This is a genomic window from Pseudomonas sp. PA-5-4B (assembly GCF_021606215.1).
In the GTDB taxonomy this organism is placed as follows: Bacteria; Pseudomonadota; Gammaproteobacteria; order Pseudomonadales; family Pseudomonadaceae; genus Aquipseudomonas; species Aquipseudomonas edaphica.
The window spans coordinates 24,292-40,848 of record NZ_WKDB01000047.1; the positions used below are offsets into that span (position 1 = coordinate 24,292).

The following is a 16,557-nucleotide window of genomic DNA, read 5'->3' on the forward strand; positions in this document are numbered from 1 at the left end:
GGCGCCGGGAAAAAATCGCGGGCACAGCCGAGGGCCTGGAGTGGCGTCCGGCAGGCTTGGAAAATTAAGGGATTTGGCAGGCAGGGGGTGACATGGGAAGCGGGGACAAGCGGGAATCAGGCAGCGTTCAGTTTTATCAAGCCTACAAACTATCGATAGGCCGATAGTCCAGATGCAGCTCAAGCGCCAGCTGTTTTGCGCGGCCCAGCCTGATCGGGCCGCGCTCGATATCCACCAGTAGCCCAGGACAATCGAGCACGGGCAACCCAGCGATAGCCTTGAGCCGCCCATCGGTAATCACCAGCAGCCGCTGCTGCTCGACCGGGTAACGCCGGCGGCGCGCGTGCAGCCATTGGCCAGCTTCGGACAACGCCGCCAGCAACGGTGTGCCGCCACCGGCGCCCAGCTGCGCCAGCCAGCCACTCAAGCCTTTGGCGGCCTTGAGCCCCTGCACCTGCCATTTAGGCGAGTGCCCGCTGGCGGTCAATAACGCCATGCGCGCGCGCTGCCGGTAGGCGTCGTCAAACAGCTGGGCGAGCAGGCCTTTGGCGTCGCTCAGCGCGCCATGGCGGCGGGTGGACGCCGAGGCATCGACAATCACCAGCCACAACTCATGGGCCGCGCGGCTGCGCAGGTGATAAAGCAGATCCTCACGGCACTGCGGCCGGCCACCGAGCAAGGTGCCCGGCCAATTGATCGCGCCACGCTGGGCGCTGCGTGCCTTGCCGTGCCTGCCATGTTCCAGTCGCCCTGCCTTGGGCCGGGCATCCGCCCCCGCGTCAGGTCGAGGGCGAATGCCTAGGGCTTTTTTGGCCAGGTGGGTACTTCCCGGCGGGCGCCCGTGGGCAATGCGGGCGCGGGCATATCGCCCCACTGGCCCTGGCCGGGTGATGGGTCAGACGGTTTTGCAGCCTGGCCTGGATCGGGCGGGCTTGTCGACGGCGTTTGCGGTTGGCGGCGATGACGCAAGGCGAACTCGGCCACCGCTTCGATATCTTCCTCGGCGATGGCACTCGCGCCGCGCCAGGCAGCATGGGCGCGCGCGCCACGCAACCAGACCAGGTCGGCGCGCAAGCCATCGACGCCAGCGGCAAAGCACCGCTCGGTGATCTGCGCCAGGGCCTGGTCGTCCAGTTCAATACTGTCGAGCCGCTGGCGCGCCTGGGTGCAACGCTCACGCAGCGCCGCCTGCGGTTCGGCCCATTGGCGGCAGAACGCAGCCGGGTTGCTGTCGAAATCCAGGCGGCGCCGGATGATCTGCCCGCGCTCGCTCGGCAAAGTCTGCCCGCTCAGCGCCACATTAAAGCCGAAACGGTCGAGCAGTTGCGGGCGCAACTCACCCTCCTCCGGGTTCATGGTGCCGATCAGCACAAAACGCGCCGAATGGCGATGTGAGATGCCATCGCGCTCAATCAGGTTGGTGCCGCTGGCGGCCACGTCCAACAGCAGGTCGACCAGGTGATCGGGCAGCAAGTTGACTTCATCGACATACAACACACCACCATCGGCCTTGGCCAATACGCCGGGGGAAAACTGCGCCCGGCCCTCGCCCAGCGCGGCGTCCAGGTCCAGAGTGCCAACCAGGCGCTCTTCGGTGGCGCCCAGCGGCAAGGTGACGAACTGGCCGCTGGCCAACAGATCCGCCAGGCCACGCGCCAGGGTCGACTTGGCCATGCCACGCGGGCCTTCGATCAGCACACCGCCGATTTTCGGGTCGATGGCGGTCAGGCACAGCGCCAGTTTCAGCTCATCGGCGCCGACCACGGCGGACAGCGGGAAATGGGGAATATCAGTCATACCTGCTCTCTTTAAATTGGATCGTTCCCACGCTCCCGCGTGGGAACGCCTCACTGGACGCTCTGCGTCCGCTTTTGTGACGCGGAGCGTCACTGGCTGCATTCCCACGCGGAGCGTGGGAACGATCGGTCAGCTGTCTTCTTCTATGTCCAGCAACAGGTTTTCCAACGCCTCGCGGTACGCGCCCGGCTCCTGCCACATGCCGCGTTGCTGGGCTTCGAGCATGCGTTCGGTCATGTCGCGCAATGCCGCCGGGTTGTGCTGCTGCACAAAGGCGCGGGTGTCGGCGTCGAGCAGGTAAGCGTCGGCAAGCAAGGCGTATTGGTGATCGTCGATCAGTGCAGTGGTGGCGTCGAATGCGAACAAATTGTCCACCGTGGCCGCCATCTCGAATGCGCCTTTATAACCGTGGCGTTTCACCCCGTCGATCCACTTGGGGTTGGCGGCACGGGAGCGGATCACCCGGTTGAGCTCTTCCTTCAAGGTGCGGATCTTCGGCAGGTCCGGCTGGCTGTGGTCGCCATGGTAGCTGGAGGCTTTGTCGCCACTCAGGGTTTCCACGGCGGCGAGCATGCCGCCCTGGAATTGGTAGTAATCGTTGGAATCGAGCAGGTCGTGTTCGCGGTTGTCCTGGTTGTGCAACACCGCCTGTACCTGGCTCAGGCGCTGGGCGAATTGGTCGCGGGCGGCGGTGCCTTCGTCGGCGCCCCCATAGGCGTAGCCGCCCCAATTCAGGTAGACCTCGGCCAGGTCTTCGCGGCTTTGCCACAGGCAGCCGTCAATCGCGCCCTGCACACCCGCGCCATAGGCACCGGGTTTAGCGCCAAAGATGCGCCAGCCGGCCTGCTTTGCCGCGGCCGCTTCATCCAGGCCCGACTCGAGCAACGCTTCACGCTCACTGCGCACCTTGGCCGCCAGCGGGTTCATGTCGTCTGGCTCATCCAGCGCCGCCACCGCCTGCACCGCCGCATCGAACAGGCGGATCAGGTTGGCGAACGCATCGCGGAAGAACCCGGACACGCGTAGCGTCACATCCACCCGTGGGCGATCCAACAAGCTGATCGGCAGGATTTCAAAGTCATCCACACGCTGGCTGCCGGTGGCCCATACCGGGCGCACGCCCATCAGCGCCATGGCCTGGGCGATATCGTCGCCGCCAGTGCGCATGGTGGCAGTGCCCCATACAGAGAGACCGAGCTGGCGCAGATGGTCGCCGTGGTCTTGCAAGTGCCGCTCAAGGATCAGGTTGGCGGATTGAAAGCCGATGCGCCAGGCCGTGGTAGTGGGCAGGTTGCGCACATCCACGCTGAAGAAATTACGCCCGGTAGGCAGCACGTCGAGGCGCCCGCGACTTGGCGCACCGCTGGGGCCAGCAGGTACGAAACGGCCACTCAGGGCATCCAGCAGGCCGCGCATTTCGGCGGGGCCGCAGGCGTCCAGGCGCGGCGCGACAACAATACGCAGGCCTTCGATGACCGACTTCACGTCCTCCCAACCGGGTTCTTCGAGCTGTTCGAGCGGCCCTTCCAGTGCCTGCTCGATCAGTCGCGCGGCATACAGTTCCAGACGTTCACGGGTGTCACCGGCGGTGCGCCACAGCTGCGCATCGATCTTCTGTAACACCTCGGGACGGCGCCCGGTCCAGGGCTCGGACAGGGCACAATCGAGCGGGTCGAAACCCAGGTCGAAGGCTTTGGCCAACACCCGCAGCAGGCTCGATTGCGGGCCACGGCCATCGCCACGGGGAATGCGCAGCAAGGCCAGCAAGGTGTCGATGCGCAGGCGGCCTTCGGGCGACTCGCCAAAAATATGCAGGCCGTCGCGGATCTGCGACTCCTTCAAGTCGCACAGGTAGGTGTCCAGGCGCGGCAGCCAGACCGCCGCGTCGGCGTCGTTATCCAGCTCAAGTTCCTGGTCGATTCGGGTTTCGCGCACCAGCTTGAGAATGTCTTTTTGCAGCTCGAGGGCACGGCGTGGGTCAAGTAACTGCGCTTCGTAATATTCGTCTGCCAACAGCTCCAGGTTACGCAGCGGGCCATAGGTTTCGGCGCGGGTCAGCGGCGGCATCAGGTGGTCGATGATCACCGCCTGGGTGCGGCGCTTGGCCTGGGCGCCCTCGCCTGGGTCATTGACGATAAACGGGTAGATATTCGGCAATGGCCCGAGCAGCGCATCCGGCCAGCAATGTTGCGACAGCCCGACACCCTTGCCCGGCAGCCATTCAAGGTTGCCATGCTTGCCCACATGGATCACGCCATGGGCGCCGTAGGTGTGGCGCAACCAGAAGTAGAACGCCAGGTAGCCGTGGGGCGGCACCAGGTCGGGGTCGTGGTACACCGCGCTGTGGTCCACCTGATAACCGCGTGCCGGCTGAATGCCGACGAAGGTCAGGCCCAGGCGCAGGCCGGCGATCATCATGCGCCCGTCGCGGCACATCGGGTCGTTGTGCGGCGCGCCCCAGCGCTCCAACACGGCCTGGCGATTGGCTTCGGGCAAGCGCTGGAACATCGCCTCGTAGGCGTCCAGGCTCAGGCTTTGATGGCACGGGCGCAGGTCGAGGCTGTCGAGGTCGTTGGTGACGCCGCCGAGCAATTCATGGATCAAGGCAGTGCCGCTGGCGGGCAACTCACTCGGCACCGGGTAACCTTCGGCTTGCAGCGCACGCAGGATATTCAGCGCCGCTGCCGGCGTATCCAGGCCCACGCCATTGCCGATGCGGCCGTCGCGGGTCGGGTAATTGGCCAGGATCAGCGCAATGCGTTTGTCGGCATTGGGTACTCGCGCCAGTTCGACCCAACGCCGCGCCAGTTCAGCGACAAAATCCATGCGTTCCGGCGCTGCGCGGTAGCACACCACGTCGGATTGGCTGCGCTCGCTGCGCCAGGCTAAATCTTTAAAGCTGATGGGCCGGCTGATAATGCGCCCGTCCAGCTCCGGCAAGGCGATGTGCATGGCCAGATCACGCGGGCCAAGGCCCTGTTCACTGGCCTCCCAACCAGGCTGATTGTCCTGGGCGCAGATCGCCTGGATCACCGGGATATTGCGGCGAAACGGCCGCAGGTGCGGGGCTTCAGGGCTGGACTGAGCAAAACCGGTGGTGTTCAAAATCACCGCCGCCTGCACTGCATCCAGCAAGTCCTCGACCACTGTCAGGCAGCCGGGTTCTTTCAAACTGGCCACCGCCATCGGCAGCGGGTTAAGACCCGCCGCCTGCAAGCGTTGGCAGAACACATCGATAAAACCGGTATTGGCCGCCTGCAAGTGCGAGCGGTAGAACAACACCGCCGCCACCGGCCAGTCGGCGTGCCAATCGGTCTGCCAGTCGTTCAGCCGTGGGTGGGGTTTATGCGGGTGATAAATCGCCGTGCGCGCCAGGGTTTGCGGCTCGTCCCAGGCGTAGTCGCGGCCCAGGTGGCTGCTGGCCAGGCAACGATAGAAATCCAGCGCATTGCCCAAACCGCCCTGGCGCAAGAAGTGCCAGAGGCGGTCGCGCTCAGCCATGCCAACGGTGCTTAAGCCGCTGAGTTCCGGGTCGGGGCGATCATCGCCCGGCACCAGAATCAACTGCACGCCGCGCTCGGCCAACTCCACCAGGCGCTCGATGCCGTAGCGCCAATAACCGATGCCACCGTGCAGCGAAATCAGGATGACCTTGGCGTGGCGCAGCACCTCGTCGACGTAGAGGTCGACCGAGGCGTGGTTTTGCACCTGCATGGGGTTGGCCAGGCGAAAGCTGGGGTAGTCATCGGGTAACTGCTGGCCGGCCTCGGCCAACAGTGCAAGGCTGGAATCACCGCTGCACAGGATCACCAGCTCGGCAGGGGTTTGCCCAAGGTCGGCAATATTGTCGTCCGAAACAAAACCACCCGGCTGAGTCCTGAGCAGGTGCATGGGTTAAACGCTGAGCGCTGCGCGCAGCTGCGCTTCGAGGCCCGCCGCATACAGCTCCTGGCCGATCAGCACCAGGCGTGTGATGCGCGCTTCGTCGGCGCCCCAGGCACGATCGAAATGTTTGTCGAAACGCGTGCCCACACCCTGGATCAGCAGGCGCATCGGCTTGTTCGGGATCGCCGCGAAGCCTTTGACGCGCAGGATGCCGTGTTGCACCACCAACTGGGTCAGGGCGTCGAGCAGCAGCGCTTCGTCCGCTTGCGGCAGGTCGATGGAGATGGAGTCGAACGCATCGTGGTCGTGATCGTCTTCACCTTCATGGTGATGATCGTGATGGCTGTGGCGGCCGTCGATGTGTTCTTCGGAACCCGCGCCCAGGCCGATCAGCACGTCCAATGGCAGGCGACCGCTGCTGGCTTCGATGATTTTTACGGCCGGCGGCAGTTCTTCGGCGACTTCCAGGCGCACGCGGGCCAGGTCTTCGGCGCTGATCAGGTCGGATTTGTTGAGGATCACCAGGTCGGCGCTGGCCAACTGGTCGGCAAACAGCTCGTGCAGCGGCGATTCGTGGTCCAGGTTCGGGTCGAGTTTGCGCTGGGCGTCAACCTGGTCCGGGAAGGCGGCGAAGGTGCCGGCAGCCACGGCCGGGCTGTCGACCACGGTGATTACCGCGTCAACCGTGCAGGCGCTGCGAATCTCCGGCCACTGGAAGGCTTGCACCAGCGGTTTTGGCAGGGCCAGGCCCGAGGTTTCGATAAGGATATGGTCGAGGTCGCCGCGACGTGCCACCAGCTCGCGCATCACCGGGAAGAACTCTTCCTGCACGGTGCAGCACAGGCAGCCGTTGGCCAGTTCGTAAACGCGGCCGTTGGCTTCTTCTTCGGTGCAACCGATGGAGCACTGCTTGAGGATCTCACCGTCGATGCCCAGTTCGCCGAATTCGTTGACGATCACGGCGATGCGACGGCCTTGAGCGTTGTCGAGCATATGGCGCAGCAAGGTGGTTTTACCCGAACCGAGGAAGCCGGTAACGATGGTGACGGGGAGTTTGGCCAGTGTTTTCATCGGATGCCCTTGGGGGCGGGCAGACGGGACGATAGACCCTGCGACGGCGCGCAGCAGCGGATTTCGTCACCGGATCACCCCGCCCGGTTAAGTAGAAAATCGGTTGCGAGGCAGGTCTCCTGGCTTGGGGTTTGCAGGTCTTGCGACCCGCGCTGGCTGCGCCTTCCCGCCGTTATGGCAGTGGCGTGGCAGGCAGCTGAACCCTTCACAGTTGCGGGGGCAGCCGCGGCTTGGACCGCGTTCCCTTCTTAGCTTCGGCGTGGGCCGAAGAACCTCGAAGGTGCAAGGCTACAGGGGCTCGCGCCATTTGACTACCGTCGCCCGCCCATGCTCTCCTACACATCTTGTTTCGGGTGCCCTTCACAGGGTGAAACGGGAAACCGGTGAGTCATCGCGTGATGACGAGTCCGGTGCTGCCCCCGCAACGGTAAGCGAGCGAAGCATCAAATCCACTGTGCCTGTGCATGGGAAGGAGATGCTTGATACGGCCCACCTCTTTTCCCAAGAGCGCCCCTCGCAAGCCCGGAGACCGGCCCGAAAAAATCAGATAACAAACCCGCGGTGGGCGGGCGCTGTTCGGAACCCTGCGTGCCTGCCTCGCGGGGTTTTCATGCGCCTGCGTCACCCTGAACCCCTGAAGGGACGCGCCATGTCGATCATCAGCAGCACTTCGCACACCGCCAGCAGCACCACTACCTTGAGCCAGCGCCTGGGCGCCGCCATCGGCGCGTCGATCCTCGGCGCGTGCCTGGTGTACTTCGCCGGTTTCTCGCATATCGAAGCGGTGCACAACGCCGCCCACGATACCCGCCACAGCGCCGCGTTCCCGTGCCACTGAGGCCTCCCGACATGATCAAGCGTATTGCCCAAACCGCAGGTTTCACTGGCCTGCTGGCCGCCCTGTTGCTGACCCTGCTGCAAAGCTTTTGGGTCGCCCCGCTGATTCTGCAGGCGGAAACCTTTGAAAATGCCCCGGCCGCCGAAGTGGCGCACGAACACGCCGCTGGCGCCGCAGCCCACACCCACGACGCCGAAGCCTGGGAGCCGGAAAATGGCTGGCAGCGTGTGCTGTCGACCACCGGCGGCAACCTGGTGGTAGCGGTGGGTTTCGCGCTGATGCTGGCCGGTCTCTACACCTTGCGCGCGCCGACCCGCACGGCTCAAGGGTTGCTCTGGGGCTTGGCCGGTTACGCGACGTTTGTACTGGCGCCCACCCTGGGGCTGCCGCCGGAGTTGCCGGGCACGGCTGCCGCCGACCTGGCGCAACGGCAGATCTGGTGGATCGGCACCGCGGCCTCCACCGCCGCCGGTATCGCACTGCTGGTGTTTGGTCGTAGCTGGCTGCTCAAGGTGTTGGGCGTGGCGATCCTGGCCGTGCCCCACGTGATCGGCGCGCCGCAACCGCAAGTGCATTCGATGCTGGCACCCGAAGCCCTGGAAGCACAGTTCAAAATCGCCTCGCACCTGACTAACGTGGCCTTCTGGCTGGCCTTGGGCTGGATCAGCGCATGGCTGTTTCGTCGCAACCGCGACAGTCAATACTCGGCATGACACTGGTGGTCGGCCTGGGCTGCCAGCGCGGCTGTGATGTTCACACCCTGCTCGGCCTGCTTGACGCAGCCCTCGCCGACGGCGGCATTGAACGCCAACGCATCACCGCGTTGGCGAGCATTGATCGCAAACACGCTGAACCCGGCCTGCTGGCCCTGGCCCGACTGCTGGAGCTGCCTTTGCAGTGTTTCAGTGCTGCACAATTGGCCGGTTATGAACAGCGCTTGAGCCACAAGTCAGCCGTCGCTTTTGCGCATACAGGTTGCTATGGCATCGCCGAAAGCGCCGCCCTGGCCCTGGCTGAACAGCTCTCCCAGCGCCCTGCCCGCCTGTTGATCACGCGCAAAAAAACCGCCCAGGCCACCTTTGCATTGGCGTGCGCCGACTAAAATCCCGATAATTGCCCTCCTCGATCATGAGCAACTTTCATGCTCGCCCGTTTTTCAACAGGAATTCCCATGACCGTCTACTTTATCGGCGCAGGCCCCGGCGACCCGGAATTGATCACCGTCAAGGGCCAGCGGCTGATCCGCAGCTGCCCGGTGATCATCTATGCCGGCTCCCTGGTGCCGGCGGCGGTATTGCAAGGTCATCAGGCTGAACAGGTAGTCAACAGCGCCGAATTGCACCTGGAACAGATCATTGAGCTGATCAAGGCAGCCCACGCCAACGGCCAGGATGTGGCGCGCGTACACTCCGGCGACCCGAGCCTGTATGGCGCGATTGGCGAGCAAATCCGTTATTTGCGTGAGTTGGGCATACCGTTCCAGATCATCCCTGGGGTGACTGCAGTGTCGGCTTGCGCCGCGTTGCTGGAAACAGAGCTGACCCTGCCGGACATCGCCCAGAGTGTGATCCTGACCCGTTATGCCGATAAAACCAGCATGCCGGCGGGTGAGGCATTCGACAGCTTGGCGCAGCATGGCACAACGATGGCGATTCACCTGGGGGTCAACCACCTGGAGAAAATCGTCGCCGAACTGCTGCCGCACTACGGCGCGGACTGCCCGATTGCCGTGGTACACCGCGCAACGTGGCCGGATCAGGATTGGGTGCTGGGCACGTTGGCGGATATTGCCGAGAAAGTAGCGGCCAAAGGGTTTCGGCGTACGGCGTTGATTGTGGTGGGTCGGGTGCTGGCCAGTGATGGTTTCAGCGAATCGTCGCTGTATCGGGCGGGCCATGCGCACCTATATCGCCCCTGAAGTGTGGGAGCTGGCTTGCCTGCGATAGCGGTGTATCAGCCACCGGATTTGTTGGCTGATAGGCCGTCATCGCAGGCAAGCCAGCTCCCACAGTTGATCTACTTTGTTAAGTAGACTTCGCAAGACACTGAATTTAAAGCATAAAAAACGGCGCTCACGGGGCGCCGTTTTTTTCTTCGCAGTGAACACCTTACTCAGTAGTAGGCGTTTTCTTTCTGCGTATGGTCGGTCACGTCACGTACACCCTTGAGCTCCGGGATACGTTCGAGCAAGGTGCGCTCGATGCCCTCACGCAAGGTCACGTCCGCCTGGCCGCAGCCTTGGCAGCCGCCGCCGAACTTGAGCACGGCAATACCGTCTTCGACCACATCGATCAAGCTGACCTGACCGCCGTGGCTGGCCAGCCCAGGGTTGATCTCGGTTTGCAGGTAGTAGTTGATGCGCTCGTTGACCGGGCTGTCGGCGTTGACGTTCGGTACCTTGGCGTTGGGCGCCTTGATGGTCAACTGGCCGCCCATGCGATCGGTGGCGTAGTCGACCACGGCGTCATCGAGGAAGGCTTCGCTGAAGTTGTCGATGTACGCAGTGAAGCTTTTGAGCCCCAGGGCGGTGTCTTCAGGTTTCTCTTCCCCGGGCTTGCAGTAGGCGATGCAAGTCTCGGCGTACTGGGTGCCGGGCTGGGTGATAAAGACGCGGATGCCGATGCCTGGGGTGTTCTGCTTGGACAGCAGGTCAGCCAGGTAATCGTGGGCGGCGTCGGTAATGGTTATGGCAGTCATGGAAACTCCTCACAGGCTTGCCGGCAGTTTACGCCAAAATATTACGCAGGTACAAAGTCCGAGTAATTTTGTCGGAAAAGGCCCAACCAACTCATCAGAGATTCTCATACCGATTCATATCCAGCACCCCGTCTTCCAACGGCGCAGTCTCACGGATGTACTGCGACAGGTCGTGAAAGTATTGCCAGAACAACGGATGACTGCGCCGCACACCCCACCGATCAACAATCTTCTCAAACCGCTTGGCATCCCTGGTGTTTTCCATGGCCGCCACAAACTCGGGCACCTCTTGCGCAGGGATATTGAAGATGAAGTTCGGATAACTGCTAAGCACACCCGGATAGATCGTCACCGTATCCAACCCCGGCTGATAGCGATAAGCCTCACCCAGCAGGAACGCCACATTACTGTGCGCGCGGTTACGCAGCAGGCTGTAAACCACGCGCTTGCCGCTGGCGGTCTCGATACGCAGCATGGTCGCCTCAGGCAACTGATCAATCACCTTGAGCCCCGCCGCCGGGCGTGATGTCAGCCGGCTTAATGCCTGCTCCGCGTCCTGCAACGCCGGGTCGATACCATCGCGCGAGCAATAAGCACCCGTGCAGCGGTTGATCGGATCCGGGCTGGCATTCAAATTGCCGTAACGCGTCAATAACTGGTTGGCAAAGTCACGTTTCGGGTCTTTTTCATCCAGATGCAAGCCGCTTGGCTTGTCGTCGTCAATCGCCTCGTAGTCCAGCCACAGCTTGAGCTTGCCGCTGTTCTGGTACCAATCATCCATAAAGTCATCGCGGGTATCGGCCGGCATCAGGCGCAGGAAGTTCTGCTCGGCGCCGTTGCGGATCAGGTCGAAATACAGCCGGGTCTGGGCCTGGTGCGACACATTGCCGAACACATCGAAATTCACCGCCAACTGGTAATAGGTGCGCTCCAGCAGCGGATAGTCGAACAACCACATCGTCTGCGGTACTTCGCCAATCAAGCCTTTGGTCACCGAAGCACTGTCGAAATGCCGGAAAATCGTCAGCAAGGCGTTGTCATTACCCGCCCACAAGGTCGACCAGCTCGGCGGCGGCACGTCCGCGTAGCTGTCACGGCGCAAGGCTTCATATTGGTTGCGCTTGTCGCGATAGGCCAGCCACAGGCTCAGCACACTGCCCACGTCATCGTTCTGCCCCGGCATCGCCAGCAGCGGAGTAGCCTGGCCGCGATAGCGTGCATCGGTGATGTACAGGTCGTGGTCCGGGTCCTGGAACAGGGTCCAGAAGTTATCGCGAATCACGTCCGTGGCGATCTGACCACGACAGACCGGCCCGCGAATGAAGGTGCGTACAAAATACTCGGCGTTATCGAGCATGAACTGGTAGCGCGCCTTGGCCGGGATGGCTTCAAAGGTTTCGAACGGGTTGGCACGACGACCGGGGCCATAGCCCGGCAAGGCACTCACCTGCCAGTCGCCGGAATAGAACAGGTCTTTGATCCGCGCCATTTTCGCCGCGCTGAACGGGTAAGTGATGTGGGTTTTATGCACGATCACGCCCTGCACCGGCCACAGGCGGTAATACACCTGGGTGCCCGGGTCATCGTTGGGTCGACGGGTGGCGATCAGGTCGATGGGCTGGCCACTTGGCGTGCGCGAACGCACCCATTGGAAGAAATGCCCCGGCTCACCGTTTTCGAAATAAATATGCGCCAGGTACAAATGCTCGTACAGCCAGCGCGCCACCAGGCTTTCACGGGCGCCAGGCTGGTTGAACAGGTTTTCCCACTGCTGTACTTGCAGGGCTTCTCTGGCACTTGGCGCCAGGCCTTGCTCGTCAATCGGCGCACCGGAGGCGAGCCAGCGCTGCAAGGTTTGGTATTGCTGGTCGGTCAAACCGGTGACCGCCAGCGGCATGCCTTCCTTGGGATGGCTGCCGGCGTAGGCATTGAACTCGCCGGGCATGGCGCACATGTTTTGGCGGTTGAGGCCCAACACAATCTCATCGGGCAACTTGGCATTGGGTTGCAGCGGCGCGTTATGCCCCAGCTCCAGCATGCGCGCCATCAATGCGGCCTGGCTGCCTTGGGCGTCGAGTACCGAATAGAAGCCTTTTTGTTGCCAGGCCTGTTTGCCGAATGCGTCGTAGAACAAACGCGTGGTCGGCGTGGCCTGGCTGCGCTCGCCGTCATACACAGGGGTTTTGCTCGCGCCACGGGACGCACCCTCGGCGCTGCCCAGGTTCAATTGGCACGCGGAGTCGTAGCAGGCATGGCAGGCCACGCACTTTTCGGTGAAGATCGGCTGAATGTCGCGGGTATAGGAAATCGCCGGGGCGGTTCCGTTGGCCTGTGCAACGCAGGCGACCAGTGCCAGGACGGCGCTGGTGAGTAAACGAAGTGACATGTATCCGGTCCCGATTCAATGCGTGCGCTATAAGTGCCGGCAATTCTACCGGGCCAAGACCTGCACCAACATGAACGATATTCATGCAAAACCAGGACATGCTCTAAATCGGCACAGGTTTGTTATGATTCACGCCCTCCGAAATGCCTGACCAGAGTAGCCCCATGTCCGACCGTAGCGTTCGTCTGCAAGCCCTTCATCAAGCCCTCAAGGACCGAATCCTGATCCTCGACGGCGGTATGGGCACGATGATCCAGAGCTACAAGCTCGAAGAGCAGGATTATCGCGGCAAACGCTTCGCCGACTGGCCGAGTGACGTCAAAGGCAACAACGACCTGCTGGTACTTACCCGCCCGGACGTAATTGGCGGTATCGAAAAGGCTTACCTGGATGCCGGCGCCGACATTCTGGAAACCAACACCTTCAACGCCACGCGTATTTCCATGGCCGACTACGGCATGGAAGAACTGGCCTATGAACTGAACGTGGAAGGCGCACGCCTGGCGCGCAAGATCGCCGATGCCAAGACCCTGGAGAACCCGGCCAAGCCGCGTTTTGTCGCCGGCGTGCTTGGCCCGACCAGCCGCACCTGCTCGCTGTCGCCGGATGTGAACAACCCCGGCTACCGCAACGTGACCTTCGATGAACTGGTGGAAAACTACACCGAGGCCACCAAAGGCCTGATCGAAGGCGGCGCCGACCTGATCCTGATCGAGACCATCTTCGACACGCTCAACGCCAAGGCCGCGATCTTCGCCGTGCAAGGCGTGTTCGAGGAATTGAATGTCGAACTGCCGATCATGATTTCCGGCACCATCACCGACGCCTCCGGCCGTACCCTGTCGGGCCAGACCACCGAAGCGTTCTGGAACTCGGTGGCGCACGCCAAGCCGATTTCGGTCGGCCTCAACTGCGCCCTGGGCGCCAGCGAACTGCGCCCGTACCTGGAAGAGCTGTCGAACAAGGCCAACACCCATGTGTCGGCGCACCCGAACGCCGGCCTGCCCAACGAGTTTGGCGAGTACGACGAACTGCCGTCACAAACCGCCAAGGTCATCGAAGAGTTCGCCCAGAGCGGTTTCCTCAACATCGTCGGCGGCTGCTGCGGCACCACGCCGGGCCACATTGAGGCCATCGCCAAGGCGGTGGCCGGTTATGCGCCACGTGTTATCCCGGATATTCCCAAGGCCTGCCGCCTGTCGGGCCTGGAGCCGTTCACCATTGATCGCAGCTCGTTGTTCGTCAACGTCGGCGAGCGTACCAACATCACCGGTTCCGCCAAGTTCGCCCGGCTGATCCGTGAAGACAACTACACCGAAGCCCTGGAAGTCGCCCTGCAGCAGGTGGAAGCCGGCGCGCAGGTGATCGACATCAACATGGACGAGGGCATGCTCGATTCGAAGAAGGCCATGGTGACCTTCCTCAACCTGATTGCCGGCGAGCCGGACATCTCCCGTGTGCCGATCATGATCGACTCCTCCAAGTGGGACGTGATCGAAGCCGGCCTCAAGTGCATCCAGGGCAAGGGCATCGTCAACTCGATCAGCATGAAAGAAGGCGTCGAGCAGTTCATCCACCACGCCAAGCTGTGCAAGCGGTATGGCGCAGCGGTGGTGGTGATGGCCTTCGACGAAGCCGGCCAGGCCGACACCGAAGCGCGCAAAAAAGAGATCTGCAAACGTTCCTACGACATTCTGGTGAATGAAGTCGGCTTTCCGCCGGAAGACATCATTTTCGACCCGAACATCTTCGCGGTCGCCACCGGCATCGAAGAGCACAACAACTACGCCGTCGATTTCATCAACGCCTGTGCCTACATCCGCGACGAGCTGCCGTATGCGCTGACCTCCGGTGGCGTGTCCAACGTGTCGTTCTCGTTCCGCGGCAACAACCCGGTGCGTGAAGCGATCCACTCGGTGTTCCTGCTGTATGCGATCCGCAACGGCCTGACCATGGGCATCGTCAACGCCGGCCAGTTGGAGATCTACGACCAGATCCCGGCGGAGCTGCGTGACGCGGTGGAAGACGTGGTGCTTAACCGCACGCCGGAAGGCACCGACGCCCTGCTGGCGATTGCCGACAAGTACAAGGGCGACGGCAGCGTCAAGGAAGCCGAGACCGAGGAATGGCGCGGCTGGGACGTCAACAAGCGCCTGGAGCACGCGCTGGTCAAGGGCATCACCACGCATATCGTCGAAGACACCGAAGAATCGCGCCAGTCGTTCGCACGCCCGATCGAAGTGATCGAAGGCCCGCTGATGTCCGGCATGAACATCGTCGGCGACCTGTTCGGCGCCGGCAAGATGTTCCTGCCTCAAGTGGTTAAATCAGCCCGGGTGATGAAGCAGGCCGTGGCGCACTTGATTCCGTTTATCGAGCTGGAAAAAGGTGACAAGCCGGAGGCCAAGGGCAAGATCCTGATGGCCACGGTCAAGGGCGACGTGCATGACATCGGCAAGAACATCGTCGGCGTGGTGCTCGGTTGCAACGGCTATGACATCGTGGACCTGGGTGTGATGGTGCCGGCGGAGAAGATCCTGCAGGTGGCCAAGGAGCAGAAGTGCGACATCATCGGCCTGTCCGGCCTGATCACGCCGTCGCTGGATGAAATGGTGCACGTGGCCCGTGAGATGCAGCGCCAGGACTTCCACCTGCCCTTGATGATCGGCGGCGCCACCACTTCCAAGGCGCACACGGCAGTGAAAATCGAGCCCAAGTACAGCAACGACGCGGTGATCTACGTCACCGACGCCTCGCGTGCCGTGGGTGTGGCCACGCAGTTGCTGTCCAAGGAGCTGAAGGCCGGTTTTGTCGAAAAGACCCGCCTGGAATACATCGACGTGCGCGAACGTACTGCCAACCGCAGTGCGCGCACCGAGCGCCTGAGCTATCCGGCCGCCATCGCCAAGAAGCCGCAGTTCGACTGGAGCAGCTACACGCCGGTCAAACCAACCTTCACCGGCTCCAGGGTGCTGGACAATATCGACCTCAAGGTGCTGGCCGAATACATCGACTGGACGCCGTTCTTTATCTCCTGGGACCTGGCCGGCAAATTCCCGCGCATCCTCGAAGACGAAGTGGTCGGTGAAGCCGCTACTGCGCTGTATGCCGATGCCCAGGAAATGCTCAACAAGCTGATCGACGAAAAGCTCATCAGCGCCCGCGCCGTGTTCGGTTTCTGGCCGACCAACCAGGTGCAGGACGATGACTTGGAGGTGTATGGCGACGATGGCCAGCCGATTGCCAGGCTGCACCACCTGCGCCAGCAGATCATCAAGACCGACGGCAAGCCGAACTTCTCCCTGGCCGACTTCGTCGCGCCTAAAGACAGCGGCGTGACCGACTACATCGGTGGTTTTATCACCACCGCAGGCATCGGCGCCGAAGAAGTCGCCAAGGCTTATCAAGACGCTGGCGACGACTACAACTCGATCATGGTCAAAGCCCTGGCCGATCGCCTGGCCGAGGCCTGCGCCGAATGGCTGCACCAGCAAGTGCGTAAAGAGCACTGGGGTTACGCCCGGGACGAACAGCTCGATAACGAGGCACTGATCAAAGAGCAATACACCGGTATCCGCCCTGCCCCCGGCTACCCGGCATGCCCGGACCACACCGAGAAAGCCCAACTGTTCCAACTGTTGGACCCCGAGGCCCAGGAAATGCACGCCGGGCGCAGTGGTGTATTCCTTACCGAGCACTACGCCATGTTCCCGGCGGCGGCCGTCAGCGGCTGGTACTTCGCCCACCCGCAGGCGCAGTACTTTGCCGTGGGCAAGATCGACAAAGACCAGGTCGCCAGCTACACCGCGCGCAAAGGCCAGGACCTCAGCGTGACGGAGCGCTGGCTGGCGCCGAACCTGGGGTATGACAACTGAGGTCAATC

The 16,557-nt window shown here is 62.4% G+C and carries 11 protein-coding genes and 2 riboswitches; of the genes, 5 read left to right on the forward strand and 6 right to left on the reverse strand.

Annotated elements, in window-relative coordinates; translation table 11 throughout:
* Nucleotides 1-142: 142 nt before the first annotated feature.
* The 4 genes from GIW28_RS21230 to cobW all read right to left on the reverse strand — a co-directional run bounded on the left by GIW28_RS21230 (nt 143) and on the right by cobW (nt 6,753).
* A complete protein-coding gene (locus GIW28_RS21230) occupies nt 143-745 on the reverse strand; it encodes a vWA domain-containing protein (protein WP_138449550.1) in 603 nt (200 codons plus the stop codon).
* A 53-nt stretch (nt 746-798) separates the two neighbouring features.
* Nucleotides 799-1,797: an ATP-binding protein gene (locus GIW28_RS21235; protein WP_177032904.1), complete on the reverse strand. Its 999-nt coding sequence runs from the start codon at nt 1,795-1,797 to the stop codon at nt 799-801.
* Nucleotides 1,798-1,926: 129 nt separating this feature from the next.
* Entirely contained in the window at nt 1,927-5,688 is a 3,762-nt protein-coding gene (gene cobN, locus GIW28_RS21240) for a cobaltochelatase subunit CobN (protein WP_236447992.1), read from the reverse strand.
* A gap of 3 nt (nt 5,689-5,691) precedes the next feature.
* Nucleotides 5,692-6,753, reverse strand: a complete 1,062-nt coding sequence (cobW, locus tag GIW28_RS21245; RefSeq protein WP_329606467.1) for a cobalamin biosynthesis protein CobW — start codon at nt 6,751-6,753, stop codon at nt 5,692-5,694.
* Between the two features lie 92 nt (nt 6,754-6,845).
* Nucleotides 6,846-7,045: riboswitch (cobalamin riboswitch) on the reverse strand.
* Between the two features lie 42 nt (nt 7,046-7,087).
* Nucleotides 7,088-7,305, forward strand: a riboswitch (cobalamin riboswitch).
* A gap of 97 nt (nt 7,306-7,402) precedes the next feature.
* On the opposite strand from cobW, the gene GIW28_RS21250 reads away from it, so the two are divergent.
* From GIW28_RS21250 to cobM, 4 genes are all read left to right on the forward strand, one after another.
* Nucleotides 7,403-7,591, forward strand: a complete 189-nt coding sequence (locus GIW28_RS21250) for a CbtB domain-containing protein (RefSeq protein ID WP_017136910.1) — start codon at nt 7,403-7,405, stop codon at nt 7,589-7,591.
* A gap of 11 nt (nt 7,592-7,602) precedes the next feature.
* Complete coding sequence (locus GIW28_RS21255) at nt 7,603-8,304, forward strand: CbtA family protein (protein WP_236447868.1); 702 nt, start codon at nt 7,603-7,605, stop codon at nt 8,302-8,304.
* On the forward strand, nt 8,301-8,693 hold the full coding sequence (locus GIW28_RS21260) for a cobalamin biosynthesis protein (protein ID WP_176991883.1): 393 nt from the start codon (nt 8,301-8,303) through the stop codon (nt 8,691-8,693). The genes GIW28_RS21255 and GIW28_RS21260 overlap by 4 nt, the downstream gene beginning before the upstream one ends.
* A gap of 69 nt (nt 8,694-8,762) precedes the next feature.
* The gene (gene cobM, locus GIW28_RS21265; protein ID WP_099549117.1) at nt 8,763-9,509 is read left to right on the forward strand and encodes a precorrin-4 C(11)-methyltransferase; all 747 of its coding nucleotides are present in this window, start codon (nt 8,763-8,765) and stop codon (nt 9,507-9,509) included.
* 194 nt (nt 9,510-9,703) lie between these two features.
* On the opposite strand, the gene nfuA is transcribed toward cobM, so the two are convergent.
* A complete protein-coding gene (gene nfuA, locus GIW28_RS21270; RefSeq protein ID WP_017136914.1) occupies nt 9,704-10,288 on the reverse strand; it encodes a Fe-S biogenesis protein NfuA in 585 nt (194 codons plus the stop codon).
* Nucleotides 10,289-10,382: 94 nt separating this feature from the next.
* Nucleotides 10,383-12,674 (reverse strand): fatty acid cis/trans isomerase, encoded by a 2,292-nt coding sequence (locus tag GIW28_RS21275; protein ID WP_236447867.1) that lies wholly within the window; start codon nt 12,672-12,674, stop codon nt 10,383-10,385.
* Nucleotides 12,675-12,838: 164 nt separating this feature from the next.
* Here GIW28_RS21275 and metH point away from each other — a divergent pair, with 164 nt between their 5' ends.
* On the forward strand, nt 12,839-16,549 hold the full coding sequence (gene metH, locus GIW28_RS21280; RefSeq protein ID WP_170040251.1) for a methionine synthase: 3,711 nt from the start codon (nt 12,839-12,841) through the stop codon (nt 16,547-16,549).
* Nucleotides 16,550-16,557: the final 8 nt, after the last annotated feature.